The organism is Sphingomonas corticis (assembly GCF_012035195.1).
Lineage (GTDB): Bacteria > Pseudomonadota > Alphaproteobacteria > Sphingomonadales > Sphingomonadaceae > Sphingomonas > Sphingomonas corticis.
The window spans coordinates 101892-127771 of sequence record NZ_JAAVJH010000006.1; the positions used below are offsets into that span (position 1 = coordinate 101892).

A 25880-nucleotide genomic window follows, 5' to 3' on the forward strand; every position below is an offset into this window, starting at 1 on the left:
GCTGGCTCCGCAGACAATTGGTTTCGTGAACACCGTCGCAAACATTTCCGTTCGTCCCGGCGGGGCTGAGCGGATGTCGCGCCTCTATCCCACCTCCGTTCGGCTGAGCGAAGTCGAAGCACCGCCACCGTGGCGCGTAGCCTTCGACTTCGCTCAGGCCGGACGGACGTCGCGCTGTGTCCATCCCCGTCCGCGCTGAGCGAAGTCGAAGCGCGGCCATCCGCTCCGTCGCCGGCAGCGCCCCGCTACTCCGCCACCAGCCCCGTCATCCGCTCCACCGCCTCGGCGAACTCCAGCTTGAAGTCCTGCACCACCTGCGCCGCGGGGCGGACCTGCTCGACCAGGCCCACGCCTTGGCCGACGAAATAGGTCACCATGTCGCGCGCCGCATCCACGCCGCGCTCGGTCGCGCGGTCGGCGGCACGCAGCGCGGGTTCGCTGATGAGGCTCTGCAAGGGCATCGGCAGCGCCGCCGGGGCGTCCGGCGCTTCCCACGCGTCGGTCCAGGCGGAGCGCAGCTGGCGCGAGGGCTTGCCCGTGCGGCTGCGCGAACGCACCGCGTCGCGCGACGTGGCGGCGACCATCTTCGCGCGGAACGCCTCGCTCGTCTCGGCCTCCGGCGTTGCCAGCCACACCGAACCGGTCCACACGCCGTCGGCGCCCATCGCCATCGCCGCCGCCATCTGCGCGCCCGTCATGATCCCGCCCGCGGCCAGCACGGGCACGCGGCCGTCCACCGCGCGGATCACCTCGGGCACCAGCACCATCGTCGACACCTCGCCGCAATGCCCGCCCGCCTCGCCGCCCTGCACGACGAGAAGGTCGACGCCCGCCGCCACCTGTCGCAGCGCATGTTCCTTCGCGCCCACCAGCGCGGCGACGGGCACGCCCGCCGCCTTGCCGCGCGCGATCATCGCCGCGGGCGGCACGCCCAGCGCGTTGGCGATCAGCCTGATCGGGTGGCGGAAGGCGACGTCCAGCATCGCGAGCGCCAGGTCGGGGTCGAACGGCACCGGCGCGCCGGTGCCGCGTCGCTCCTCGGGCAGGTCGACGCCGTGCCGCGCGGCCAGATCGGCGACGAAGGCGCGATGCCCCGCCGGCACGCGATCGGCCACCGCGTCGCGCGTCTCCCCGCGCGCGCCCAGGTTCTCCGGTATCAGCACGTCGAGGCCATAGGGCTTGCCGTCGACGTGCGCGTCGATCCAGGCGAGCTCGGTCTCCAGGCTCTCCAGCGTATGCCCCGTCGCGCCGAGCACGCCGAACCCGCCCGCACGGCTGACCGCGGCCACCACGTCGCGGCAGTGGCTGAAGGCGAGCAGCGGGAAATCGATCCCCAGCATCGCGCAGACCGGCGTCTTCATCCTCACCTCTCCCGTTTTAATGAGAGAGACTTAGACTCCGCGTCAGCGCGCCGCCAGTGCCCGCGCCACGTCGCGGCGGGAGGCGCCCCGCGACGCCGCTGCATTCGCATCCGCCACCTCGGCCGCTTCGCTGCGCGGGGCGTCGCCGGTGACATAGGCGGCATCGGTCACTTCCACGGTGGCGCCCAGCTCGGTGATGGCGAACAGCTTCTTCGCGAAGGCGGTGGGCAGCCGGACGCAGCCGTGCGACGCGGGGAAGCCCGGGTTGCGCCCGGCGTGGAGCGCGACGCCGTCCCACGTCAGCCGCTGCATGTAGGGCATGGGCGCGTCGTCGTAGAGGTTGGACTTGTGATCCGCCTTCTTCTGCAGGATCGTGAAGCTGCCGATCGGCGTCGGCTTGTCGTCGGATCCGGTGGACACGGTGGAGGCGGCGATCAGTTTCTCGCCGCGGAAGACATAGGCGCGCTGGTCTGGCAGGGAGATCAGCACGCTGACCGGTCCCTGCGCCTCGGCGTCGGTCCACAGGTAGCGGTTGGGCGCGAGCGCCGCGGCCGCCTCGGTGATGGCCAGGTCGTCCATGCCGGCCGCTACGGCGGGTGCGGGCGCGAGCGCCAGCAGCACCGGCGCGATCAGGAGGGCGTGGGGGCGCATCCTCGGGTCCTTTCTCGATCGCGGCCGCGAGATTCGGTCGCCGCTTACCTGCGTTAACGCCCGTCGTCGCGGTTGGTGCCGGCGCGGCGAGCCGTGGGGTATCTGCGGCGAGTGCGGCGTTATCCGCTGCAAGTCGCGGGCCAGATAGCGGATTGTTCACCATTTTTCTGCTATACGACAGGCCGTGGGTGTGGGCTGAACTCGGATAGAGATGCAGAACGATCGTGATGAGGCGCTGCCGTCGCGGCGCGCGTTGCTGAAGAACGGTGGACTGTTCGCCAGCATGCTGATGCTGCCGGGCGCGGTTTCCGCCTCCATGCGGGAAGGGAAGCCGGAATCGCTGCTTCCCAAGGATTTCCACCGCCCGGTCGCCGCCGCGCCGGCGCGCGCCATGGCCACCGCCCCGCGCGACCTGTCGCCGCGCGGCGTGGACCCGGCGCTGTTCCGCCGCGCCATGGCGGCGATGGAGAAGCACGGCCATCGCATCGCCCAGCACGATCGCATCGCGGTGGCGGACTTCTCGCTGTCGTCCTCGCGCAAGCGCTTCCACCTCATCAACCTGCATGACGGCTCGGTGGTGTCGAAGCTGGTCTCGCACGGCAGCGGATCGGATCCGGCGCACAGCGGCTATCTCCAGCGTTTCTCCAACGTCGACGGCTCCAATGCCTCGTGCGAGGGCGCCTTCACGACGGCGAACTATTATTACGGCAAGCACGGCCGCTCGCAGAAGCTGATCGGGCTCGACCGCACCAACGACAACGCCCTGTCGCGCGCCATCGTCGTCCACGCCGCGTGGTACGCCAATCCGGACATGATCTCGCGGCTCGGCATGCTCGGCCGCAGCCAGGGCTGCTTCGCCGTGGGCGAGGACGAACTGGCGGAGGTGTTCGAGCGGCTCGGCCCGGGACGGATGATCTACGCCGACAAGGCCTGAGGCCGGGCGGCGGCTACGACGCCAGCACCCGCCGCATCCCGCCGACCAGCCGCGCCCAGGCGAGCTGCTCGACGCCCAGGTGCGGCAGCACCGCGCGCGCGGCCAGCGCGTCGGCCATGCCGATCGTGCCGGCCGCCAGCGCGATCCGCACCACCTCGGCCCAGCGCCGTCCCGTCTCCCACTCGATCAGCCGCCGGTCGGCATTGCCGACCGGATGGCGCGCCAGGTGATCGGCCTTCAGCGCCGCGATCATCGCGCCCAGCCGCGCCAGCGCGGCGCGATCCGCCACCGGCGCGCCGTGCATCACGTGCCGCACCACCAGCCCCGCGCTGGCCCCCGCGCCGTCGCCGAAGGTGGCGCGATGGTCCGCCGCCAGCACCCTGGTCGCGCTGGCCAGCATCCGCTCCTCGTAGCGCTGCGAGGCGCCCCCGGCATGGCTGCGATAGGTCAGCAGCGGCGCATCCAGCCGCGCCACCATGCCGAACGGGGCGACCCGGTGGTATAGGTCGAAGTCCTCGGCATACAGGATTTCCGGCCGGGTGAACGGGTGCAGTGCGCGCGCTGCCTCGCCGCGCAGCATCACCGACGACCAGACCAACGGATTGCCGATCCGCAGCAGCCAGCCGATCAGCGCGGGCGTGCTGGTGGCGGCGTGGCGCGCGGGGGACAGCGTTCCCGCCTCGTCCAGCACCGTCGCCGCCGTCCCCAGCAGGGCGACGCGGGGGTGCGCGTCGAGATAGGCGACCTGCCGCGCGAACCGCTCCGGATGGCACAGGTCGTCCTGGTCCAGCGCCGCGATGTAGCGCCCGCGCGCCACCCCGACCGCGCGGTTGCGCGCGCGCACCGGCCCCCCGTTGCGCGACAGCGCGATCAGGTGGATGCGCGGGTCGCGGCGCGCCGCCACCACCACGCGCGTGTCGTCGGCGGAGGCATCGTCGACGACGATCGCCTCCCAGTCGGTCAGCGTCTGCGCCGCCAGGCTGTCCAGCGTCGCGCCGATCAGCCGCGCGCCGTTGTATGCCGCCATCACGACGCTGACGGTCGGCGGGCGGGTCATGCGGCGCGGCGGCCGGCACGCGCCGCCAGCACCTGCTCCGCGATCATGCGGCCGACGTCGTTCTGCCACAGCCACAGGCCGTTCGCCTGCCCGCGGAAACTCGGCTCGCCGCCCAGCCGTCCCCACGGCACGAAGCCCGCGGCCAGGCCGATGCCGTAGAGGTCCGGCACCGGGTCGCCGTCGGCGCCCAGCACCCGGCAATGCCCGTCCACCATCGCGCGCCCCGCGTCGGCGGCCAGCGCGACGCCCTCGATCGGCAGCGCGTGCGGGCGATAGCCGAGCGCCGCGACGACGAGGTCCGCCTGCCGGACGAGGCGGCGCGCGGCCGTGTCTTCGTCGCCGGCGATCCGGTGCACCGCCACGCGGGGGTCCGCCACGCGTCCGTCGATGCCGAGCAGCCGGAGGACGAGGTCGCGCGCTTCCAGCCGGAAGCCGGCGAGGCGGTAGACGAAGCCCGACACCGGGCAGATGTCCTCCGCGGTGAAATCGGTGTACCCCTCCGCCCGCGCCGCATCCGCGGAAGGATAGAAGGGGCGCAGCGGACGGCGGTGCAGCAGCGTCACGGCACCCGCGCCGAGCGGCAGCCCCGCCTTCAGCAGCGCCGCGACCGTCGTCAGCGCGCTGGTCGATCCGCCCACCACGGCGATGCGCGGCGCGCGCGCGTGCGCCAGCAGGTCGGCGACCATCGCCGTGCCGCCCACCTTCAGCACCGCGTCCGACTGCACCAGCCGTCCCGCGGCGAGCTCGCCTAGCGGCACGCCCGCGATCTGCTCACCCGCCAGCCGGTCGAGCGGCTGGTGCCCGCCGGTCGCGATCACCAGCGCGCGCGCGCGATGCTCGCGCACCTCGCCATCGGCCAGCCGCCGCAGCCGCACGTGCCAGCCGCCGCCGTCGCGCCGCGCCGACACCGCCTCGTGCCCGGTCAGCACCGCGCCGCCGTGACCCGCCACGGTGTGCGCCAGCCGGTCGCCCAGCGTGTCGAGCAGCCCGCCCACCTCCGTCAGCGGCACGCCCAGCGCCGCACGATAGGCGGCGACGCGATGCGCGGTCGGATGGTCCGCCAGCGCCGCGACCGCGGGATCGGGATGGTCCGCGATCGCCGTCAGGAACGTGTCCGCGCTGCTGTCCGAGGTGATGGCGTACCCGCCCAGCGCGCCCGCGCCCAGCGCCGGCCCGCGCTCGACGATGGCGAGGCCGCGCGACAGGTCGGGCAGCAGCCCCGCCTTCGCCGCGGCGGTCAGCAGCGCGGTGCCGGCGGGTCCGCCGCCGATGACGATCGTGTCGTGGATGGCGGCGCCTTTCGTCACGGGCAGGAATCGGCGGCGCGACAGCGCGCGCGCCAGCGCAGCGGTGACGCGCGTCGCGTCGGCGGCGGTCATCGCGTCGGTGAGGGGCAGCGACAGGATGCGGCGCGACAGGTCGTCGGCGACCGGCGTCGGCGTCAGGCTCGCGACCGACCGGATCCACGGCTGCTCGCCCAGGTGCGGGCTGAAATAGGCGCCGGTACCGATGGCCTCGCCGGCCAGCGCGGCGATCACCGCGGCGCGGTCGGTCCCGACGGGCAGCGCCAGCGGGAAGAAGCCCAGCGCCTGCCGCTCCGCCGGCGCCGGCTGCACCGCGCAGCCCTCGGGCAGCGTGGCGCGATACGCCGCGGCCACCGCCTCGCGCCGCTCCATCAGCGCGTCGAACCCCTTCAGCCGCGCGCGCGCCATCACGGCGATCACCTCGGGCAGCTTGGCGTTCAGCCCCGGCATGGTCGCGGTGCGCGGCGCGCCGAAGCCGAAGCCGGTCATCGCGCGCAGCCGCGCGATCGTCGCGCGGTCGCCGCAGTGGATCAGGCCGCCTTCCGCCGTCGCGAAGGGCTTGGTCGCGTGCATGGAGAAGACGACGGGAAAGGGCGCGCCCGCGCCGAAATTGACGGCGCCATGGAGGGTGCCGAGCGACGCCGCGGCATCCACCACCACCGCGACGCCGTGGCGCGCGGCGAGCGCGCGGTAGCGCTCCAGGTCGATCGCGCGGCCGAAGGTCGCGTAGGGGACGATCGCGGCGATGGCGTCGCCGTGGCGTTGCAGCAGCCGCTCCTCGGCGCGGGCGCACGCGCCCCAGTCCCCCGGATCGACGTCGCACGGCAGCGGCGTCATCCCCGCCCACCACGCCGCCTGCGCGGTGGCGGCGAAGGTGAAGGCGGGCATCAGCGCCATGCGCCCGCGCCGGCGCGCGCCCACCGCATCGGCCAGCGCGATCGTCAGCCCCAGCGTGGCGTTCGCCACCGCCAGCGTCGCGCCGCGCCCGCCGAACAGCGTCGCGGTCGCCGCTTCCTCGAACCCGCGCGCCTCCGGTCCGTGGTTGCTGAACACGCCGGACGCCTCCACCCGGCGCAGCGCGTCGCCCAGTTCGGACAGACGCGGCGGGCAGGGGGCGATGAGGGGAAGGGGGCGGGGCGGGGCGGTCACGCCCGCCGCTGTGCCCGATGCGGCACTAACGTCCGGTTAGCGCCGGTTCCCGTCACCGCCGGTCGAACGCGTCCAGCTCGTAGGCGATCGACGCCTCGACCAGCGTCTCCCAGATCGCGGCGATTGCCTCGCCCGGCATCCCCGCCGCCTCCGCCGCGCCGCGCGCATTGGCGATCACCTGCGCCTTGCGCGCCTCGTCGCGCACGTGGCCGCGCTCGGGCTTGATGCGGGCGGCGGCGTCCATATAGTCGAAGCGCCGCCGCAGCAGCGCCACCAGCTCGCGATCGACCTGGTCCACGCCGGCGCGCACCTCCGCCATCGTCGTGCAGTCGGGCCCGGCCAGGATCGTCGTCGTCATGCGCGCGCTGTGGCGGCGCGCGCCCGCGCTGTCCAGAGCGGGAAGGGCGGGTGCCTTGCTGAAGCCGGCCGGCAAGTAGCGCCCACGGTTGACACAGGCCCCACCCGCGTCTAGGCGCGCGCCTTCGCAATTCGGCCCCGCACCCCGGTGAAGCGGCGGCCCTGCATCCTCGTGGTGCAGGCGATACCGGGACGCGATCAGGCAGGGGTCTGCCGGGTCAACGTTGTTCGCAGATTGAAGGAATTGTCATGTCGAAGCGCTCCAGCGCCAAGTACAAGCTCGACCGCCGGATGGGGGAGAACATCTGGGGTCGTCCAAAGAGCCCGGTCAACAAGCGCGAGTACGGCCCCGGCCAGCACGGCCAGCGCCGCAAGGGCAAGGTGTCCGACTTCGGCATCCAGCTGCGCGCCAAGCAGAAGCTGAAGGGCTATTACGGTGACGTGACGGAGAAGCAGTTCCGCCACGCCTATGACGAGGCGTCGCGCATGAAGGGCGACACCTCGCAGAACCTGATCGGCCTGCTCGAGCGTCGCCTGGACGCGATCGTCTACCGCGCGAAGTTCGCGCCGACGATCTGGGCCGCGCGCCAGCTGGTCAGCCACGGCCACGTCCGCGTCAACGGCGTGAAGTGCAACGTCGCCTCGCGCCGCTGCAATGTCGGCGACGAGATCACGCTGGGCACCAAGGCCAGGGAAATGGCGCTGGTGCTGGAGGCGCAGAGCCTGGCCGAGCGCGACGTGCCCGACTATGTCGCGCCGGACGGCGCCGCGAAGGTCACCTTCGTCCGCGTGCCGACGCTGGACGAGGTGCCCTATCCGGTGAAGATGGAGCCGAACCTGGTGGTCGAGTTCTACAGCCGCTGAGGCGAAGCCGTAGCGAGAGCGACGGCCGGTCATATCCGGCCGCCGCGCGCAGACGTCGTCCGACGACCGCAAAGCAAGAGGGCGGCCCCGCAAGGCCGCCCTTTTTGCGTATTCTCCCACCTTGTGCCGCGCACCTCCCCCGCTAACCTCCATCAGGAACGAGGGGGAATCCGATGCGCCGTCTTATCCTCGCCGCCGTCTGCGCGGCCTCCGCGGCCGTGCCCGCCGCCGCGCAGGACGCGGCCGCCACCGCCCACGCGTTCGGCGCGCGCGAGTATATCCGGCAGATCAGCCTGTCGCCCGACGGGCGGCGCGTCGCCATCGTCATTCCGGTGGGTCCGCGCGGCACCGGGGTGATGGTGGCCGATCCGATCGCCGGAGGGGGGGCGAAGACGATCCTGCGCACGCCGGGCACCGACGGCGAGCAGGTGACGGACTGTCACTGGGCGACGGCGAACCGGATCGTGTGCGAGGTCGCGATCAACCGGCCGGGCGTCGGCGTGCGCAACATGGTCTTCTCCCGGCTGATCGCGCTCGACGCGGACGGCCGCAACCAGAAGCAGGTGACCGCGCGGCAGAGCTACCGCGCGCTCGGCGTCGCGCAATTCGGCGGCGACGTCATCGACTGGACCGGCGACGGCAAGGGCGGCATCCTGATGGCGCGCTCCTACGTTCCCGAGCAGACGATCGGCACCCGTCTGGCCAGCAGCGCGGAGGGGCTGGGCGTGGAGCGGGTCGACGTCACCACCCTGCGCCGCAGCAACGTGGAATATGCGAATGCCGACGCGGTCGAGTATCTCACCGACGGCAACGGCCATGTCCGCATCGTGGGCACGCGCCGCTCGAACTCCGCCGGCTACGACGGGAACGTCATCTCCTATTCCTACCGCAAGGCCGCCGGCGGCGGCTGGCAGCCGCTCGGCAAGCTGACGCTCGGCGACGGCTACGGCACCGGCTTCAATCCCGTCGCGATCGACCGCGCGCTCGATGCCGTCTACGGCTTCGAGGCGAAGGACGGGCGCCAGGCGCTCTATCGCGTGAAGCTGGACGGCAGCATGGCGCGCGAACTGGTGCTCGATCACGAGGGCGTGGACGTCGACGGCCTGATCCGCATCGGCCGCCAGCGCCGCGTCGTCGGCGCGAGCTACGCCACCGAGCGGCGCGAGACCGTCTACTTCGACAAGGAGCTGGAGCGGCTGTCCGCCACGCTGGGCAAGGCGCTGCCGGGCAAGCCGATCGTCGGAATCGTCGACGCCAGCGACGGCGAGCGCCAGCTGCTGATCTTCGCGGGCAGCGACGACGATCCCGGCCGCTACTACCTCTACGACAAGGCGACCCGCGCCATGGTGGAGGTACTGCCGGCGCGGCCGGAGCTGGAGGGCGTGACGCTGGCGACGATGACGCCCGTCCGCGTCCCCGCGGCGGACGGCACCGCCATCCCCGGCTATCTCACCTTGCCCCACGGCAGCACCGGCAAGGGCCTGCCCGCGATCGTCATGCCCCACGGCGGGCCGGGATCGCGCGACGAATGGGGGTTCGACTGGTGGGCGCAATATTTCGCCGCGCGCGGCTTCGCCGTCCTCCAGCCCAATTTCCGCGGCTCGGCCGGCTATGGCGCCGGCTGGTTCCAGAAGAACGGCTTCCAGTCGTGGCGCACCGCGATCGGCGATGTGAACGACGCCGGCCGCTGGCTGCTGGGACAGGGCATCGCCGCGCCGGGGAAGCTGGCGATCGTCGGGTGGTCCTATGGCGGCTATGCCGCGCTGCAATCCGCCGCCCTGGACCCCGATCTGTTCAAGGCGATCGTCGCCGTCGCACCCGTCACCGACCTGGAGACGCTGCGCGCCGAGTCGCTCGGCTTCACCAACTATCCGCACGTCGACCGCTTCATCGGCCGCGGCGCGCACGTGCGGCAGGGTTCGCCCGCGCGCAACGCCGCCGCGATCCGGGCGCCGGTGCTGCTGTTCCACGGCGACATCGACGTGAACGTCGGCGTCGCCGAATCGCGGCTGATGGCGAAGGCGCTGCGCGAGGCGGGGCGGCCGGTCGACTATGTCGAGTACAAGGGGCTCGACCATCAGCTCGACGACGGCGAGGTGCGGGCCGCGATGCTGGAGAGGTCCGATGCCTTCCTGCGCCGGGCGCTGGGGCTGTAGCGGCCGTTGTGGCGGGGCGGGCGCCTGTGGCAAGGCGCGCGGCATGAAGCGTCTTCTCCACACCGCCGCCGCCATCCTGCTCGCCACCCCCGCCGCCGCGCAGGTCTCCGAAACGACGATGAAGCGCGCGGTGGAGACGCTCTCCTCCGACGCGTTCGAGGGGCGCGCTCCGGGCACCGCGGGGGAGGGAAAGACGCTCGACTATCTCGTGAAGGAATTCACCCGCATCGGCGCGAAGCCGGGCAACGACGGCAGCTGGTTCCAGACCGTGCCGATGGTGGAGATCACCGCCCGCGACGTGTCCCCGCTCGCCTTCGCGACGCCGCGCGGTGCCGTCACCGCGGCTTATGGGCCGGAAATGGTGGTCGGCACCTATCGCACCGGCAGCCCGCGCATCGAGGTGAAGGCATCGCCCGTCGTCTTCGTCGGCTACGGCATCGTCGCGCCGGAGAAGGGCTGGAACGACTATGCCGGCGTGGACGTGAAGGGAAAGACGGTCGTCATCCTCGTCAACGATCCCGATTACGAGACCGCCGGCCTCTCCGGCCCGTTCAACGGCCGGGCGATGACCTATTATGGCCGCTGGACCTACAAGTTCGAGGAGGCGGCGCGGCAGGGGGCCGCCGCCGCGATCATCGTCCACGACACCGTGCCCGCCGCCTATGGCTGGAACGTCGTGCAATCCAGCTGGACCGGCGCGCAGCAGGTGCCCGACGGCGAGGCGGACGCGGCGAAGAGCGCGGCGATCGGCTGGATCACGAAGGACAAGGCGCAGGCGCTCCTCGCCGCCGCGGGGCAGGACCTGACGACGCTCGCCGCCGCGGCGAAGCGGCCGGGGTTCAAAGCGGTGCCGCTCGCCGGCACCACGCTGTCCGTCTCGTTCGCCAACACGGTGCGCAAGCACCAGTCGAAGAACGTCGTCGCCCTGCTGCCCGGCACCACCCGTCGCGACGAATACGTCCTCTACACCGCGCATTGGGACCACCTGGGCCGGTGCGAGAAGGCGGCCGACGGCGACGACATCTGCAACGGCGCGGTCGACAACGCGACCGGCACCGCCGCGCTGGTCGCGCTGGCGGAGGCGAATGCGAAGGCGGGGCCGACCGCGCGCTCGCAGCTGTTCGTCGCCTGGACGGGGGAGGAGAGCGGGCTGCTCGGCTCCGATTACTACGGCCGCCATCCGGTCGTGCCGCTGGCGAAGACCGTGGGCGGCGTCAACATCGACGCGCTGCGCTTCACGGGACCGGCGCGCAACGTGATCGTCGTCGGTGGCGGCAAGTCGGAGCTGGACGCCTGGCTCGGCCGCGCGCTGGCGAAGCAGGGCCGCGTCGCCACCGCGGAGCCGACGCCGGAGAAGGGCTTCTACTATCGCTCCGACCATTTCAGCCTGGCCAAGCAGGGCGTGCCGATGCTCTATATCGAGAACGGCGACGATCTGGTCGCCGGCGGCAAGGCGGCGGGCGAGGCCGCGGCGAAGGACTATGAGGCCAATCGCTACCACGGTCCCAAGGACGAATACGATCCCGCCTGGAACTGGACCGGGATGATGCAGGACCTGTCGCTCTACTACGACGTGGGCCGCGACCTCGCGACCTCGACGGCATGGCCCAACTGGCTGCCGGGCGACGAATTCCGCGCCATCCGCGACCGCTCGCGCGCGCTGGGCCGCTAGTCGGCCCAGGCGCTTTCCAGTTTCGCCGCGCGTGCGGCGAGCCGCCGGTCTCGCGTCCACAGCGCCGCGCCGGCGACGTGCGCTGCGGCGAGAAGATGCGTATCGACATAGCCGAGGCCCGACCCGCCGAGTTCCTCCCGCTCCACGAACGACAGCCACGCATCCTCCTCGACCGGCGCGATCGACGGCACGGCCCGCAGCAGCGCGATCGTCCGCGCGCGGTTCGCGATATTGCCCATGGCAAGCTCGCCGACCACGTACGGATGCATCCGCGCGCGCCCGTCGTTCAGCAGCGCCACCAGCGCCGCGTCGCCTGCACGAAAATGGTCCGCCCACACCGACGTGTCGATCAGGACCGCGGCCGCGGCGGTCACGACCGCTCGCGCGTCGGTTCGCGATAGTCGGGCATCGATCCGCCCAGTGCCGCCAGCGACGCGCTGGCCTCTCGCGCGATCAACGCGCGCATCGCCTCCGCGATCAGCGCCTTCTCGTCGTCGATGCCGGACAATTGCGCCGCGTGGTGAAACAACGCGTCCGCCTCGGCGCCGCGATGGGCGGGGCGCTCGCGCTCGAAGGTCACGCGCCGAAGCTCGAGATCGAGCCGCGTTGTCTTCCAGCCGACGCTACGCCATCCTTGCGTCTGGCTGCGGCCTTCGCCCTCCTGGTTGGCCCACCATGCCTGATGCTTGTACGCGCTGCCCGGCAGCGATCGGTTCAAGACCTTCATGACGTCGACGAAGCTGGCTTCCCAACGATCGTCTTCACGCTGCGAGAGGAAATCGGCTAGGGGCTGATAGACCGACATGAACATCTCCCGTGGTATGCGCGGAAGGTATATATACCAAGGATTGCATGGTGTCCAGCAATGTCCCCCCCGCCGAATGGGCGCCGCACGCCGCCGTGTGGATCGGCTTCCCCAGCCATCCGGAACTGTGGCAGGAGGATCTGGACCAGGCGCGCGACGAGGTCGCCGCCTTCGCCCGCGCGGTCCACGCCGGCGGGCGGGGCGAGGCGGTGATCCTCGTCGCCGCCGACGAGGAGGCCGCCGCCGCCGCGCGCGACGCCGCGCCCTTCGCCGAGGTGGTGGTGGAGCCGTTCGGCGACATCTGGCTGCGCGACACCGGGGCGATCGTCGACGGCGACGGGCGTGCCAACGACTTCGGCTTCAACGGCTGGGGCGGCAAGTACGACCTTCCCGGCGACGACGACGTGGGCGCGCGGCTGGCGCGGCGGCGCGGGCTGTCGATCCGCGCGCACGACTGGGTGCTGGAAGGCGGCGCGATCGACGGCGACGGCACGGGCCGCCTCGTCACGACCGAGCAATGCCTGCTCAATCCGAACCGCAACCCGTCGCTGACGAAGGAGGCGGTGGAGCGGCGGCTGCGCGACGACCTGGGCTTCGCGTCGGTGCTGTGGCTGGGCGACGGCCTCCTGAACGACCACACCGACGGCCATGTCGACAACCTCGCGCGCTTCGTCGGCGAGGGGCGGGTGGCGATCCCCGTCGCGGCGGACAACGACCCCAATTGGCGCATCTACCAGGACGCCGCCGACCGCGCCCGCCGCGCCGGGCTGGAGGTGGTGGCGATCCCGTCGCCCGGCCGCGTGCTGCGCGACGAGGAGATCGTGCCGGCGAGCTACATGAACTTCTACATCGGCAACGCCGCGGTGGTCGTGCCACTGTACGGCGCGGAGAACGACGCCGCCGCGGTGTCGGCGATCCAGGCGATCTTCCCGACGCGCGAGGTCGTGGGGCTGCGCGCCGACGCGATCCTGACCGGCGGCGGCAGCTTCCACTGCATCAGCCAGCAAGTGCCGGCGTAGGCGCGTCGGCAAAGCGACGGCGCCGCTGCGCGAAGCGCAACGCCGGCACCGGCCGGCGGGTCGGCGACTGCCGAACCCGTCCGACGTCACGGCGGCGGCTCCGCCGTCGCCGCTGTCACGGGCTTGCCGGCGGACATCGGCTTTCCCGTTTGAGATCGAGTTTCGAGAATGTCCGGGTTGGGTGGAAAGCGGACATTCCGCTTATCGGCACGAAGATCAGGTAAGCTGCCAGACAAGAACCACGATACCAACGATCAGAAGCGAGAGCGCGAACTCTTTTGGCTTCAACACGCCTCCAGCGAGTCGATCCTGCCACCGCTTCCCATAACCGAATGGTTCAAACGCCATGGATGCGCCTCGGGCTTCATCCTGAATGAATGACCACCATCAGGCAAGTCGTAGGTTATCAAGAACGTCCGCTGTTGGGCGGTAGCGGAATGGCCGCTTCTGGTGGTTAGCTACCGTTCGAGATTTGCCTCGTTGGTAGCAATCGATGCCGTTTTCTCGATTAAGCGGCCTTGCGGCACATCACTGGCGACCAAGCCGGTTTTCGCCATCAGCCACAGCCTCCAAAGCAGAAAGGCAATCCATCCAATTGCGATCGCAACGCCCGGAATGCGCCACCAATTTTCAAAAAGCGGAGTAGCGAAGAGAGGAAACGTACCAGCAACATATAGCAGCTTGCCCGCGTAGAGGCTTCCGGACTGAACCTCGTCGACCCAGATGCGAAATCGCTGATAGATCGTCATGAAGCCCCCTGTGAAGCCAAGCCTAGCACGTCCGGCCATGTCCGCTACTGGGCGTTAGCGGACGTTCCCGAAAACGAACCTGTGACGGGGATCCCGCCACGCGGATCGCGCTGACGACCGCCTGAGCGTTCCGCTTTCCCAGATCGTGTTCCCGATCACTCTTCCCGAAATCCACCGATCCGAACGGAAAACGGGAAAGCCCCCCGGCTTCCACCTGTCCTACATCGCTTCCGATCGGCATATCCTCGCCGATGGACACCCCCGATCCCCACGCGCTCGCCTTCCATCCCGTGCCCGGCCGCCAGCGCCACGATGGCTGGACGCCCGATCGCCAGCGCCGCTTCGTCGCCGCGCTCGCGCTGACCGGGACGGTCGCACGGGCGGCGCAGGCGGTGGAAATGAGCGGGGCGTCGGCCTACAACCTGCGCCGGCGCCCGCAGGCGGAAAGCTTCGCCGGGGCGTGGCACGCGGCACCGCTACGATCACCGCGCGATCGTCGCCGCGTTGATGCCGCCCGCACCGCCGCGAAAGTAGACGGATGCCGCGCGACGCGGGAAACTCCGTCAACTTTCCCCGCCACCGGCAGCGGCGCCCCGCCTCACCGCGTCGGCACCGGCTCCGCGCCCGAGTAATCGTAGAAGCCGCGCCCGCTCTTCTTGCCGTACCAGCCCGCCTCGACATATTTCACCAGCAGCGGCGCCGGCCGGAACTTGGGATCGCCCGTCCCCTCGAACAGCACGCGCGTGATCTCCAGGCAGGTGTCCAGCCCGATGAAGTCCGCCAGCGTCAGCGGCCCCATCGGATGGTTGAGCCCGAGCTGGCAGGCCAGGTCGATGTCGCGGATCGTCGCCACACCCTCGCCCAGCGCGAAGCACGCCTCGTTCAGCATCGGCATCAGCACGCGGTTGACGATGAAGCCCGGCGCGTCGTTGGCGCGCACCACCGCCTTGCCCAGCGCCTGCGCATACTCCTCGATCGCCGCGACCGTGTCGTCGCTCGTCGCCAGCCCGCGGATCACCTCGATCAGCCCCATGACCGGCACGGGGTTGAAGAAATGGACGCCGATGAAGCGCGCCGGATCGGGCGCCGCCTGCGCCAGCCGGGTGATCGGGATGGAGGAGGTGTTGCTGGCCAGGATCGCGTCGGCGGACAGCACCTTGCCCACCTCGGCGAAGATCGCGCGCTTGATCGCCTCGCGCTCGGTCGCGGCCTCGATCACCAGCGCGCAAGGACCCATGGCGGCGACGCTCTCGACCGGCTCGATCCGCGCCAGCGTGGCCTCGCGCGCGTCGGCGTCGATCTTGCCCTTCTCCACGTCGCGGGCCAGCCGCTTGCCGATGCCGGCCTTGCCAGCCTCGGCGCGCGCCGCGTCGACGTCGGACAGCAGCACGCGATAGCCCGCCGCCGCGCTCACCTGCGCGATGCCTGCGCCCATTTGCCCCGCACCGATCACGCCAACCGCCTGCATCAATCGTCTCCCGTTTCGCTCCCGCGCGCCTTAGCCCGCTTTGCCTCGCCCGCGCCACCGCGGTAGGGGGATCGGCATGAGGTTCCTGCTCGCCGCGCCGCTCCTTCTCGCCGCCTGCTCGGGCGATCGCGCTCCGCCGATGGCGAATGACACCGCGGCCAACGCCGTCGCGCCCGCCACCCCGGTCGCCGGCCCGCCGCCGCTCGCCCCGGCGGATGCCGGGGTCGCGCCCGCGCCGGGCGAGCTGAAGACGTTCCGCGACTGGACCGTCGCCTGCGACAATGTGAAGCGCTGCACGATGGCCTCGCTCGGTCCCGACATGGGCGACTTCCCCATGCACACGATGGAGGTCGCGCGCGCCGCGGGCCAGGCGGGCGGGTTCGAACTGTCGCTCGCCTCGCAGTCGGACGGGGACGCGGCGCCCGCCGCGGTCACGATCGACGGCCGTCGCTTCGCGCTCGCGCCCGACGGGCTGGCGGGCGAGGGAGCGGCGCGCCTCGTCGCCGCGATGGCGACGGGCAGGGCGCTGACGCTCGCCGATGCGAAGGGGAAGCCGCTGGGCAACATTTCGCTTGCCGGCGCGTCGGCCAGCCTGCGCTACATCGACGCGGAACAGGGCCGCGCCGGCACCGTCTCCGCCGCGGTGGCGAAGGGAGACCGCCCCGCCGCCCAAGTTCCCGCCGCGCCGGCCACGCCGGTGATCGTGGCGCCCGCCCTGTCCGGCGACGCCACCACCCCGACAAAGGCGCAACTCGCCGCTATGCGCCGCGTCGCCCGGTGCGAGGAGCGCATGGCCGAGGACACGTGGACCGTGAAGACCGGCGCGGTGGGCGGCGGCGCCACCCTGGTGCTGCTGCCGTGCTCGGCCGGCGCCTACAACGAGATCGACGCGTTGTTCGTGATCCGCGACGGCAAGGTCGCGCCCGCCCAGGTCGACGCGCCGTCCGGCTTCGAGGAGACCGGCGCGGATTCGCAGACGCCGGTGCACAGCGTCGTCAACGGCGACGTGGAGAACGGCACCGTCGGCAGCTACGCCAAGGGCCGCGGCCTCGGCGATTGCGGCGTGTCGCAGAGCTTCGCCTGGGACGGCCGCCGCCTGCGCCTGGCCGAGCAGCACGCGATGGGCGAGTGCCGCGGCAATCCCAATTACCTGCGGACGTGGATCGCGAAGGTGGAGCGTCGCTGATTATGCTGGAGATGCGCCCCGACTGCGAGCGCTGCGGCGCGGACCTGCCGGCCGACGAGGGCGGCGCGTTCATCTGCTCGTTCGAATGCACCTTCTGCGCCGACTGTACCGACGCGCTGGACGAGCGCTGCCCCAATTGCGCCGGCGAGCTGCTCGACCGCCCGGCGCGGGTGGGGAAGGCGCTGGCGAAGAACCCGGCCTCCACCGTGCGGAAACACGCCGGATGACGCCGCGCATCCTGATCGTCGCCGGCTCCGATTCGGGCGGCGGCGCCGGCATCCAGGCGGATATCCGCACCGTCACCATGCTCGGCGGCCACGCGATGACCGCGGTGACCGCGATCACCGCGCAGAACACGCGCGGCGTCGCCGCGGTCCATCCCGTTCCCGCGGAGATGGTGGTGGCGCAGATGCGCGCCTGCATCGACGACATCGGTGTCGACGCGGTGAAGATCGGCATGATCGGCTCCGCGGAGACCGCGCACGCGGTGGCCGAGGTGCTGGAATCCCTCATTGCGCCCTCTCCCCTTGGGGGAGAGGGTTTGGGAGAGGGGAAGGTGCCTCGCAGAGAGGGCGTTCTCGGTGAGACCTCGGCCTCTCTCCCCAGCCCTCTCCCCGCAGGGGAGAGGGGGCTGAAGGTCATCCTCGACCCCGTCATGGTCGCCACGTCCGGCGCCGTCCTCGCCGACGACGCCACCATCGCCGCCTTCACGCGCCTGATGCGCGTCGCGACGCTGGTGACGCCCAACCTGCCCGAACTCGCCGCGCTCGGTGGTGAGGCCGCGATCCTCGTCCACGGTCCCGCGCTTCTGGCCAAGGGCGGCCATGCCGACGGCGAGGAGATCACCGACCGCTTGATCGACACCACCGGCGAGGTCGCGCGCTGGACGGCGCCGCGGATCGACACGCCGCACACCCACGGCACCGGCTGCACCCTCGCCAGCGCCATCGCCGAGGGGCTGGGCCGCGGCCTCGACCTTCCCGCCGCGATCGCGCGCGCGCGGCTGTTCGTGCGGCTGGCGCTGCGCGAGGCGCCGGGGCTGGGCGGCGGTCACGGCCCGATGGGGCATCACCGCGTCCGCATCGACCTGCCCAATGCCGCCACGGTCAACCAGGTAACGCTGCCCGCCCGCGACCACGCCGCCAGCCTCGCCTTCTACCGCGCGCTCGGCCTCGTGCCGATCGTCGATGCGCGGGGAGACTATGCCCGCCTGGAGGGGGAGGGCGGCACCACCCTGTCGATCCACGCCGGCGACGCGCCCACCGTGTTCCTCGAGGTGCCCGACCTCGACGTCGCGGTCGCCGCGGCGCGGGCGGCGGGGATCGCCGTGGCCGATCCGGTGGCGCAAGGCTGGGGCTGGCGCGAGGCGCGGCTGGCCGATCCCTCGGGCAACGCGCTCTGCCTCTACGCCGCTGGCGAGAACCGCCGCTTTCCGCCATGGCGGCTCGCCTGATGCCCGGCCTTATCCACGAGAAGCGCTGCCTGCCCCCCGTCGCCGGGGTGGACGAGGCCGGGCGAGGCCCGCTCGCCGGACCCGTCGTCGCTGCCGCGGTGGTCCTGCCGGCCCGCCGCGTGCCGCGTGGCCTCGATGATTCGAAGAAGCTGACGGCGAAGGAGCGCGCGCGGCTGTGCGCGCTGATCGAGGAGCGCGCGGTCGTCGGCGTGGGCGTGGTGGAGCCGCAGGAGATCGACACGCTCAACATTTACTGGGCGACGATGAAGGCCATGACGCTGGCGGTGGACCAGATCGCCGCCACGCTCGGCTGCGTGCCGGGGCACGTGCTGGTCGACGGCAACCGCCTGCCGCGCTGGAGCTACGCGGCGACCGCGCTGGTCGGCGGCGACGGCCTCAGCCTGTCGATCGCCGCCGCCTCGATCGTCGCCAAGCATCGCCGCGACGCGATCATGATCGCGCATGCCGAGGCGCATCCGCACTACGGCTGGGCCTCGAACAAGGGCTATGGCTGTGCCGCGCACCTCGCCGCGCTGCGCGAGCACGGGCCCTCGCCGCTGCACCGGCGCAGCTTCGCGCCGGTGGCGCAGGCGGAACTGCCGCTGCGGTGATCCGCCACGCCGCCCTGGCCGCGTTCGCGCTGCTCCAGGGGGCGCCCGCCACGCCGTCCTACTCCGACGGCAAGGGGCTGGTGCGCGTGGAGGGCGCGCGCCGCATCAACCTGGTCTGCGCGGGCGCGGGCACGCCGACGGTGGTGCTGACGGCGGGCGCCGGCGCGCCGGCCTCGACGTGGCGGGCGGTGCAGCCGCTGCTCGCCGCGCGGATGCGCAGCTGCGCCTGGGATCGCGCGGGCTTCGGCATCAGCGACGCCAGCCCCGCGCGCCAGACCGCGGGCGAGACGGCGCGCGACCTGTCCCGCACGCTGGCGGCGGCGCGGGTAAGCGGACCACTGATCCTCGTCGGTCACTCGATCGGCGCGTACGAGACGCTGCTGCTGGCCGACCGGATGCCGGCGCGGGTGGCGGGCATCGTGCTGGTCGATCCCAGCACGCCCGACATGTTCCGTGCCACCGGCGAGGATGCCGCCGCGGTGATGGCGCGCTACGCCGCGCCGTTCCGCGCCTGTGCGGAGGCGCTGCGCTATCGCCTGCTGCCGCCGTCGGGCGGCGCGGTGCGCTGCCGCGGCGGCGACGATCCCGCGCGGTTCGACACCGCGTCGTCCTTCTTCGACGCCGCCGGGGAGAGCGCGCGGCTGGTGGTGAGGCCGGCGCGCTCCTACGGCGCGATGCCGCTCGTCGTCCTCTCCCCCGGCGCGCCGCCGGACCCGTCGACGCCGTTCCGCGACGGCCAGGCCGCGCTCGCGCGGCTCTCCTCGCGCGGGACGCACGAGTGGGTGCCCGACAGCGGCCACATGATGCAGCGCGACCGGCCCGATGCCGTGGCCGCGGCGATCGTGCGGGTCTTGGGTCGCATGAGTCTTTCGCGCCACACCACAACCCGTTGAGTCGCCCGGCGGCGGCGGGACTCAACATCTAGCCGCGGACTCATCATGTTCCGGATGGTTAACGATCGTCGCGGCGGCGACGTTAACGAAGATCGTCTTGACGCGAAGTCCGCCCATTCCGCATCCCTGCGCGAGGAAAGGGGACGGGCATGGGGGTGATGGAAAAGGTCGCGCGGAGAACGCGCGACGCCGCGGCGCAAGCGACGCCGCTGCCGCTCGACCAGATCGTGATGGCCGATTGCATCGCCGCGATGCGCGCGCTGCCCGCGAAGTCGGTCGACATGATCTTCGCCGACCCGCCCTACAATCTCCAGCTCGGCGGCGATCTGAACCGGCCCGATGGCAGCCACGTCGACGCGGTGACGGATGCGTGGGACAAGTTCGACAGCTTCGCGCACTACGACGCCTTCACCCGCGCCTGGCTGGCGGAGGCGCACCGCGTGCTGAAGGACGACGGCACGATCTGGGTGATCGGCAGCTATCATAACATCTTCCGCGTCGGCGCGGCGGTGCAGGATCTGGGCTATTGGATCCTCAACGACATCGTGTGGCGCAAGGCCAATCCGATGCCCAATTTCAAGGGCACGCGCTTCACCAACGCGCACGAGACGCTGATCTGGGCGTCGAAGGGAGAGAAGGCGCGCTACACCTTCAACTACCGCAGCATGAAGACGCTGAACGACGAGCTGCAGATGCGCTCCGACTGGGAGTTCCCGATCTGCGGCGGAGGCGAGCGGCTGAAGCGCGACGGGGTGAAGGTGCACCCCACGCAGAAGCCCGAGGCGCTGCTCTACCGCGTGCTGCTCGCCTGCACGAAGCCGGGCGACGTGGTGCTCGACCCCTTCTTCGGAACCGGCACCACCGGCGCAGTCGCCAAGCGGCTCGGCCGCCACTGGATCGGCATCGAGCGCGAGGCGGACTATTGCGCGGCGGCGTGTCAGCGGATCGAGGCGGCGCTGCCGCTGGACGAGCGCGCGCTGGCAACGATGCAGAGTCCCAAGGCGCAGCCCAAGGTCGCGTTCGGCGTGCTGGTCGAAAATGCCTATCTGACGCCCGGCGCGATGCTGACCGATGCCAAACGCCGCCACCGCGCGATGGTGCGCGCCGACGGCTCGCTCGCCTCCCCCTGCGGCGCGACCGGATCGATCCACAAGCTGGGCGCCACGCTGCAGGGCGCGCCGGCGTGCAACGGCTGGACGTTCTGGCACTACGAGGCGGACGGCGCGCTGCGACCCATCGACGCGCTGCGGCAGACGTACCTGCTCGCGACGCAGCCGTAGGCGGCAGCGATTCCCGTTCGTGCTCAGGAGAGGCTGAGCTTGTCGAAGCCTCGTCTCGAAGCGCGCTGGCCCTTCGAGACGCCGTTCCGACAGGCGCGATGGCTCCTGAAGGCGAACGGAGGCTGCTGACAGGGCCGTGTTCACCGGCCTAGACCGGCCACCGCTCCCTTCCTTCAGGCTGACGAACCGTTGCGATGCTCCACCTCCTTCCCACCCAGTTCGCCGCCGCCCCGTTCGCCTATCCCGACGGCGCGGTCGCGCGGCTCGCCGGGGGGATGCTCTGGTTCGCCGCCTACGAGGTGTTGGGCGACGGCCCGCGCCGCATCGTTCCCGTCGCCGACGTCGCCTCGCTTGGCGAGCGGGCGCAGCGGCTGCACGCGCGCGTCGTCGCGCCCCGGCCGGCCTGGACGCTCGGGGCGCGCACGCTGCGGTTCGACCAGCCGCTGGTCGCCGGCATCCTCAACGTCACGCCCGACAGCTTCTCCGACGGCGGCGCGCACGCGGGCGACCCCGCCGGCGCCGCCGCAGCGGGCGTGGCGATGGCGGCGGCCGGGGCGGCCGTGGTCGACGTCGGCGGCGAATCGACGCGGCCCGGCGCGCCCCTGGTGTGGGAGGAGGACGAGGCGCGCCGCGTCGCCCCGGTGGTCGAGCGGCTGGCCGCGGCGGGCACGCTGGTCTCGATCGACACGCGCAAGGCGCCGGTGATGGAGGCCGCGCTCGCCGCCGGTGCGGCGATCGTCAACGACGTATCCGCGCTGCACTGGGACGGACGCGCGCTCGCCGTCGTCGCACGGACGGGCGCGCCGGTCGTGCTGATGCACTCGCCCGATCCGTCGAAGGGGCCGCACGGCGGCAGCGGCTATCGCGACGTCGTGACGGAGGTGCTCGACTGGCTGGAGGCGCGGATCCAGGCGGTGGTCGCCGCCGGCGTCGCGCGCGACCGCATCATGATCGACCCCGGCATCGGCTTCGGCAAGTCGCTCACCGACAACCTCGCGCTCGTCGACGCGCTCGCCGCCTTCCATGGCCTCGGCTGCCCGATCATGCTGGGCGCCAGCCGCAAGCGCATGATCGGCGCACTCGACAACGAGGCGCCGGTGGAGCGGCGCCTCGGCGGCTCGATCGCGCTGGCGCTCGCCGGGGCGGCGGCGGGGGTGCAACTGCTGCGCGTGCACGACGTGGCGGACACGGTGCAGGCCCTGCGCGTCTGGCGCGGCCTGCGCGACCGCGCCCTCGCGCCGTCGTAGCGACCGGACCCCGGCACCGGGCCGGAGTGACGAGACGCCCGTGCGCTTGCCGCTTCGTAAGAAAGTGCGTCCGTTCGCAGGTGCGGAACCACAACCGGGCTGACGTGCGTTAAGGGCGAGCTATGATCGTTACGGCAGCGCCACGTCTCACCCAGATCGTCCGCGAGGTCTGGAAACCGCTTCTCGTCCTGTTCGTGTGGGACGTGATCGTCACCGGCTTCTACATCTGGTCGCCGTTCCGCGCGCCCTCGCTCCCGCTCACCATCTTCGGCTCGGTACTCGCGCTGTTCCTCGGCTTCCGCGACAACGCCGCGTACCAGCGCTGGTGGGAAGGCCGGGTGCTGTGGGGGGCCATGATCAACGCCTCGCGCAACATCGCGCGAGAGGCGCGCAACTTCCTGCCGGAGGCGGAGGCGCGCGATCTGCGGCGCAGCATCGTCCTGCGCCAGGTCGCCTACGTCAACGCGCTGCGCACGCAGTTGCGGCGGCAGAAGGTGGACGAGGAGGTGTTGCGCTTCCTGTCGCGCGGCGAGGCGGAGCCGGCGCTGGCGCGCGCCAACATCGCCAACGGCCTGCTCGACGGCACCGGGCGACGCATCAACGATGCCAAGACGCGGGGGTGGATCGACACCATCCAGCAGGCGCGCATGGAATCGACGCTGGTCGACATCGCCAATGCGCAGGGCGGGATGGAGCGGCTGAAGAACACGCCGTTGCCGAACCAATACCGCTTCTTCCCCACCTTCTTCACCCACCTGTTCTGCATCCTGCTGCCGATCGGGCTGGTCGAGACGCTGGGGCTGGCGACGCCCCTCGGCTCCACGGTGGCGGGGCTGATGTTCCTCGCCACGCTGCAGATCGGCGACGATCTGGTCGATCCCTTCGCCAACACCGTCCACGACGTGCCGCTGACGGCGATGTGCCGCACGATCGAGATCGACCTTCTCCAGGCGATCGGCGAGGAGCCGCAGCCGCCGGTCACGCCGGTGAAGGGCGTGCTGTGGTGACGTTGACAGCCGGCACGGCTTGCGCGAGCGGCGGCCGATGCACCACGACCGCCGCTGGACCGAGGACGCCGTCCGCCTGATCGAGGCGGACTACAACCGCTCCGCCGACACGCACCTGATCCCCGTCGCGCTGCCCGCCTTTCCCGCGGTGCAGCTGTACCTGAAGGATGAATCGAGCCACCCGACCGGCAGCCTGAAGCACCGGCTGGCGCGCTCGCTGTTCCTCTACGCGCTGTGCGACGGGCGGATCGGGCCGGGCACCACCGTGGTCGAGGCGTCGAGCGGGTCCACCGCGGTCAGCGAGGCGTATTTCGCGCGGATGCTGGGCCTGCCCTTCGTCGCCGTCCTGCCGCGCGCCACCGCGGCGGAGAAGATCGCGGCCATCGCCTTCCACGACGGGCGCGTGCACATGATCGACGACCCCGGCACCGCCTATGCGGAGGCGGAGCGGCTAGCGACCGAACTGGGCGGCGTCTACCTCGACCAGTTCACCTATGCCGAGCGCGCGACCGACTGGCGCGGCAACAACAACATCGCCGAGAGCATCTACGCGCAGATGGCGCTGGAGCGGCATCCCGTGCCCACGTGGATCGTGTGCGGCGCGGGCACCGGCGGCACGTCGGCGACGATCGGGCGCTACGTGCGCTATCGCCGCCACGCGACCCGCCTGTGCCTGGCCGATCCGGAGGCGTCGGTGTTCCACCGCCACTGGCACGACCGCTCGGTCGCCGCGGCGCAGCGCTGCGCCAGCGTGGTGGAGGGGATCGGCCGCGCGCGCGTGGAACCGTCGTTCCTTCCCGGCGTGATCGACCGCGCGGAGGCGGTGGCGGACCGCGACAGCATCGCCGCCGCGCGCCTGCTCAGCCGCCGGCTCGGCCGGCGCTGCGGCGGGTCGACGGGCACCAACCTCCACGTCTGCGCGATGCTGGCGGCGGAGATGGCGGCGGCGGGGGTGGAAGGATCGATCGTCTCGATCCTGTGCGACGACGGCGAGCGCTACGCCTCCACCTATTTCGACGACGGCTGGCTCGCGGCGCGCGGGCTGGACGTGGCGCCCGCGGAAGCCGCGCTGGCGCGGCGGCTGGGGTGGACGGAATAGGTTTTGGATCCCGTCACCCCGGGGTTTGTCCCCTCCTGCGTGGCGGCTCCTTCGGCGCCGTTGATGCCGGGACGAACCCGGCATCCGACGATCCTCAGGCCGCGTTGTCGATGCCCAGCTCGCCCAGCTTGCGGTACAGCGTCGATCGCCCGATGCCCAATCGCCGCGCCACTTCGGTCATCCGCCCGCGATAATGGCCGATGGCGAGGCGGATGACGTCCGCCTCGATATCCTCCAGCGGGCGCAGGTTGCCGTCGGCCAGGAACAGGGTGATGCCGCCCGCCGACGCCGCGGCCATGCCCTGCGACGGCGAGGCACGACGCCCGCCCGCCGCGGCGATCTGCGGAAAGTCCGCGCGGGTCAGCGCGTCGCCCTCGCACAGCACCGCGGCGCGGAACAGCGCGTCCTGCAACTGGCGCACGTTGCCGGGCCAGTCGTAGTCGATCAGCAGCGACAGCGCCTCGTCGGTGATGCCCAGCGCGCGCAGCCCCGGCTGCCCCGCGATCCGCGCCAGGAGGTGGCGGGCCAGCGCGGGCACGTCCCCGCTGCGCTCGCGCAGCGGCGGGATCGTCACCTGCACCGCGTTCAGGCGGTAGAACAGGTCCTCGCGGAAATTGCCCGCGGCGACTTCCTCGGACAGGCGCTTGTTCGTCGCGGCGATGACGCGCACGTCCACCTCGCGCGCGTGGCGCCCGCCGATCGGCATCACCTCGCCCGTGGTCAGCAGGTGCAGCAGCTTCACCTGCGCGTCGAGCGGCATGGCGTCCACCTCATCGAGGAACAGCGTGCCGCCGTCCGCCTCGACGAACTTGCCCGTCTTGCGGTCGAATGCGCCCGGAAAGGCGCCCGCCTCGTGCCCGAACAGCTCGCTCTCGATCAGGTTCGCGGGCGTGGCGCCGCAATTGACGGTCAGCAGCGGCGTCTTCGCGCGGGGCGATGCGGCGTGGACGGCCTCGGCCACCACTGCCTTGCCGACCCCGCTCTCCCCCTCGATCAGGACGGAAACGCGCGCGCGCGCCGCCTTGGCCGCGATGGCCAGCGCGGCGCGGAACTCGGGCGCGGAGCCGACGATCTCCTCGAACCCTAGCATTGCCGGGATCTTTTCCGTCAGCGGGCGCAGCTCGCCCGTGCCGTTGGCGCGCACGGCCGAATCGAGCGCGTGGAGCAGCCGCTCGGGCGCGATTGGCTTGACGAGATAGTCGGTCGCGCCCGCGCGCATCGCCGCGACCGCCTGTGCCACCGATCCGTTGCTGGTGAGGAGCAGCACGGGCAGCTGCGGCCGGTTGGCGCGCAGCTCCGCGATCAGCGGCGCGGGATCGACCTCCTCCGACCAATGGTCCAGCAGCACCGCGTCCAGCTGCATGCCGTCCTGCGTGCCCAGCGTCGCCAGCGCCATCTCGCCGTCCTCGGCGAAGACGGTGCGCCAGCCGCCGCGCGCGGCCAGCGACGCGACCAGCCGGCGCTGCGTCGCCTCCTCGTCGATCAGCATCAGCAGCCGCTGTCCGTTTCGCGTCATTCGACCAATCCCGTGCCGGTTCGGGACGGTCGTGTAACGGCC

General features: G+C 71.8%; 25 protein-coding genes. 15 read left to right on the top strand and 10 right to left on the bottom strand.

The window, feature by feature from the left end; translation table 11 throughout:
- Window positions 1-245 precede the first annotated feature (245 nt).
- Together HBH26_RS11335 and HBH26_RS11340 are read right to left on the bottom strand one after the other, a co-directional pair.
- A complete protein-coding gene (locus tag HBH26_RS11335) occupies window positions 246-1361 on the bottom strand; it encodes an NAD(P)H-dependent flavin oxidoreductase (RefSeq protein WP_168134733.1) in 1116 nt (371 codons plus the stop codon).
- Window positions 1362-1403: 42 nt separating this feature from the next.
- On the bottom strand, window positions 1404-2012 hold the full coding sequence (locus tag HBH26_RS11340) for a L,D-transpeptidase family protein (protein ID WP_168134734.1): 609 nt from the start codon (window positions 2010-2012) through the stop codon (window positions 1404-1406).
- A gap of 211 nt (window positions 2013-2223) precedes the next feature.
- Between HBH26_RS11340 and HBH26_RS11345 the strand changes: the two genes are divergently transcribed.
- Window positions 2224-2946 carry a murein L,D-transpeptidase catalytic domain family protein gene (locus HBH26_RS11345; RefSeq protein WP_168134735.1) on the top strand — a complete coding sequence of 241 codons (723 nt, stop codon included), beginning with the start codon at window positions 2224-2226 and terminating at the stop codon, window positions 2944-2946.
- 13 nt (window positions 2947-2959) lie between these two features.
- On the opposite strand, the gene HBH26_RS11350 is transcribed toward HBH26_RS11345, so the two are convergent.
- Genes HBH26_RS11350 through HBH26_RS11360 form a run of 3 tightly spaced genes read right to left on the bottom strand, consistent with a single transcriptional unit; the run spans window position 2960 to window position 6814 of the window.
- On the bottom strand, window positions 2960-4003 hold the full coding sequence (locus HBH26_RS11350) for a glycosyltransferase family 2 protein (protein ID WP_168134736.1): 1044 nt from the start codon (window positions 4001-4003) through the stop codon (window positions 2960-2962).
- Window positions 4000-6456 carry a DegT/DnrJ/EryC1/StrS family aminotransferase gene (locus HBH26_RS11355; protein ID WP_168134737.1) on the bottom strand — a complete coding sequence of 819 codons (2457 nt, stop codon included), beginning with the start codon at window positions 6454-6456 and terminating at the stop codon, window positions 4000-4002. Before HBH26_RS11355 ends, HBH26_RS11350 begins: the two co-directional genes overlap by 4 nt.
- Before the next feature lie 52 nt (window positions 6457-6508).
- Window positions 6509-6814: a chorismate mutase gene (locus HBH26_RS11360; RefSeq protein ID WP_168134738.1), complete on the bottom strand. Its 306-nt coding sequence runs from the start codon at window positions 6812-6814 to the stop codon at window positions 6509-6511.
- 248 nt (window positions 6815-7062) lie between these two features.
- On the opposite strand from HBH26_RS11360, the gene rpsD reads away from it, so the two are divergent.
- From rpsD to HBH26_RS11375, 3 genes are all read left to right on the top strand, one after another.
- Complete coding sequence (gene rpsD / locus HBH26_RS11365) at window positions 7063-7677, top strand: 30S ribosomal protein S4 (RefSeq protein WP_168134739.1); 615 nt, start codon at window positions 7063-7065, stop codon at window positions 7675-7677.
- A gap of 173 nt (window positions 7678-7850) precedes the next feature.
- The gene (locus HBH26_RS11370; protein WP_168134740.1) at window positions 7851-9833 is read left to right on the top strand and encodes an alpha/beta hydrolase family protein; all 1983 of its coding nucleotides are present in this window, start codon (window positions 7851-7853) and stop codon (window positions 9831-9833) included.
- 43 nt (window positions 9834-9876) lie between these two features.
- On the top strand, window positions 9877-11505 hold the full coding sequence (locus tag HBH26_RS11375) for a M28 family peptidase (protein WP_168134741.1): 1629 nt from the start codon (window positions 9877-9879) through the stop codon (window positions 11503-11505).
- On the opposite strand, the gene HBH26_RS11380 is transcribed toward HBH26_RS11375, so the two are convergent.
- Both HBH26_RS11380 and HBH26_RS20710 read right to left on the bottom strand, forming a co-directional pair.
- Complete coding sequence (locus tag HBH26_RS11380; protein ID WP_168134742.1) at window positions 11502-11879, bottom strand: PIN domain-containing protein; 378 nt, start codon at window positions 11877-11879, stop codon at window positions 11502-11504. The two genes, HBH26_RS11375 and HBH26_RS11380, sit on opposite strands and share 4 nt — an antisense overlap.
- A complete protein-coding gene (locus HBH26_RS20710; protein ID WP_239024733.1) occupies window positions 11876-12310 on the bottom strand; it encodes a DUF7662 domain-containing protein in 435 nt (144 codons plus the stop codon). The genes HBH26_RS11380 and HBH26_RS20710 overlap by 4 nt, the downstream gene beginning before the upstream one ends.
- A gap of 47 nt (window positions 12311-12357) precedes the next feature.
- On the opposite strand from HBH26_RS20710, the gene HBH26_RS11390 reads away from it, so the two are divergent.
- Entirely contained in the window at window positions 12358-13329 is a 972-nt protein-coding gene (locus tag HBH26_RS11390; protein ID WP_168134743.1) for an agmatine deiminase family protein, read from the top strand.
- 458 nt (window positions 13330-13787) lie between these two features.
- On the opposite strand, the gene HBH26_RS11395 is transcribed toward HBH26_RS11390, so the two are convergent.
- Window positions 13788-14078, bottom strand: coding sequence for a hypothetical protein (locus HBH26_RS11395; protein WP_168134744.1), 291 nt, complete (start codon window positions 14076-14078; stop codon window positions 13788-13790).
- A gap of 251 nt (window positions 14079-14329) precedes the next feature.
- On the opposite strand from HBH26_RS11395, the gene HBH26_RS11400 reads away from it, so the two are divergent.
- A complete protein-coding gene (locus HBH26_RS11400) occupies window positions 14330-14710 on the top strand; it encodes a hypothetical protein (protein ID WP_168134745.1) in 381 nt (126 codons plus the stop codon).
- Here HBH26_RS11400 and HBH26_RS11405 read toward each other — a convergent pair.
- Window positions 14677-15546: a 3-hydroxybutyryl-CoA dehydrogenase gene (locus tag HBH26_RS11405; RefSeq protein ID WP_168134746.1), complete on the bottom strand. Its 870-nt coding sequence runs from the start codon at window positions 15544-15546 to the stop codon at window positions 14677-14679. The genes HBH26_RS11400 and HBH26_RS11405 overlap by 34 nt on opposite strands.
- A gap of 76 nt (window positions 15547-15622) precedes the next feature.
- Between HBH26_RS11405 and HBH26_RS11410 the strand changes: the two genes are divergently transcribed.
- The 9 genes from HBH26_RS11410 to HBH26_RS11450 all read left to right on the top strand — a co-directional run bounded on the left by HBH26_RS11410 (window position 15623) and on the right by HBH26_RS11450 (window position 24322).
- Window positions 15623-16732 carry a DUF1176 domain-containing protein gene (locus HBH26_RS11410; protein WP_168134747.1) on the top strand — a complete coding sequence of 370 codons (1110 nt, stop codon included), beginning with the start codon at window positions 15623-15625 and terminating at the stop codon, window positions 16730-16732.
- A 2-nt stretch (window positions 16733-16734) separates the two neighbouring features.
- Entirely contained in the window at window positions 16735-16959 is a 225-nt protein-coding gene (locus tag HBH26_RS11415; RefSeq protein ID WP_168134748.1) for a DUF1272 domain-containing protein, read from the top strand.
- Window positions 16956-18185 carry a bifunctional hydroxymethylpyrimidine kinase/phosphomethylpyrimidine kinase gene (locus tag HBH26_RS11420; protein WP_168134749.1) on the top strand — a complete coding sequence of 410 codons (1230 nt, stop codon included), beginning with the start codon at window positions 16956-16958 and terminating at the stop codon, window positions 18183-18185. Before HBH26_RS11415 ends, HBH26_RS11420 begins: the two co-directional genes overlap by 4 nt.
- Window positions 18185-18796, top strand: a complete 612-nt coding sequence (locus HBH26_RS11425) for a ribonuclease HII (RefSeq protein ID WP_168134750.1) — start codon at window positions 18185-18187, stop codon at window positions 18794-18796. Before HBH26_RS11420 ends, HBH26_RS11425 begins: the two co-directional genes overlap by 1 nt.
- Window positions 18793-19689 (top strand): alpha/beta fold hydrolase, encoded by an 897-nt coding sequence (locus tag HBH26_RS11430; RefSeq protein ID WP_168134751.1) that lies wholly within the window; start codon window positions 18793-18795, stop codon window positions 19687-19689. Before HBH26_RS11425 ends, HBH26_RS11430 begins: the two co-directional genes overlap by 4 nt.
- 149 nt (window positions 19690-19838) lie before the next feature.
- Window positions 19839-20969, top strand: a complete 1131-nt coding sequence (locus HBH26_RS11435; RefSeq protein ID WP_168134752.1) for a site-specific DNA-methyltransferase — start codon at window positions 19839-19841, stop codon at window positions 20967-20969.
- Between the two features lie 194 nt (window positions 20970-21163).
- A complete protein-coding gene (gene folP / locus HBH26_RS11440; protein WP_168134753.1) occupies window positions 21164-22216 on the top strand; it encodes a dihydropteroate synthase in 1053 nt (350 codons plus the stop codon).
- A gap of 122 nt (window positions 22217-22338) precedes the next feature.
- Window positions 22339-23223 carry a bestrophin family protein gene (locus HBH26_RS11445; RefSeq protein WP_168134754.1) on the top strand — a complete coding sequence of 295 codons (885 nt, stop codon included), beginning with the start codon at window positions 22339-22341 and terminating at the stop codon, window positions 23221-23223.
- Window positions 23224-23260: 37 nt separating this feature from the next.
- On the top strand, window positions 23261-24322 hold the full coding sequence (locus HBH26_RS11450; RefSeq protein WP_168134755.1) for a PLP-dependent cysteine synthase family protein: 1062 nt from the start codon (window positions 23261-23263) through the stop codon (window positions 24320-24322).
- A 94-nt stretch (window positions 24323-24416) separates the two neighbouring features.
- Here HBH26_RS11450 and HBH26_RS11455 read toward each other — a convergent pair whose 3' ends face one another.
- Complete coding sequence (locus HBH26_RS11455; RefSeq protein ID WP_168134756.1) at window positions 24417-25838, bottom strand: sigma-54-dependent transcriptional regulator; 1422 nt, start codon at window positions 25836-25838, stop codon at window positions 24417-24419.
- Between the last annotated feature and the right edge of the window lie 42 nt (window positions 25839-25880).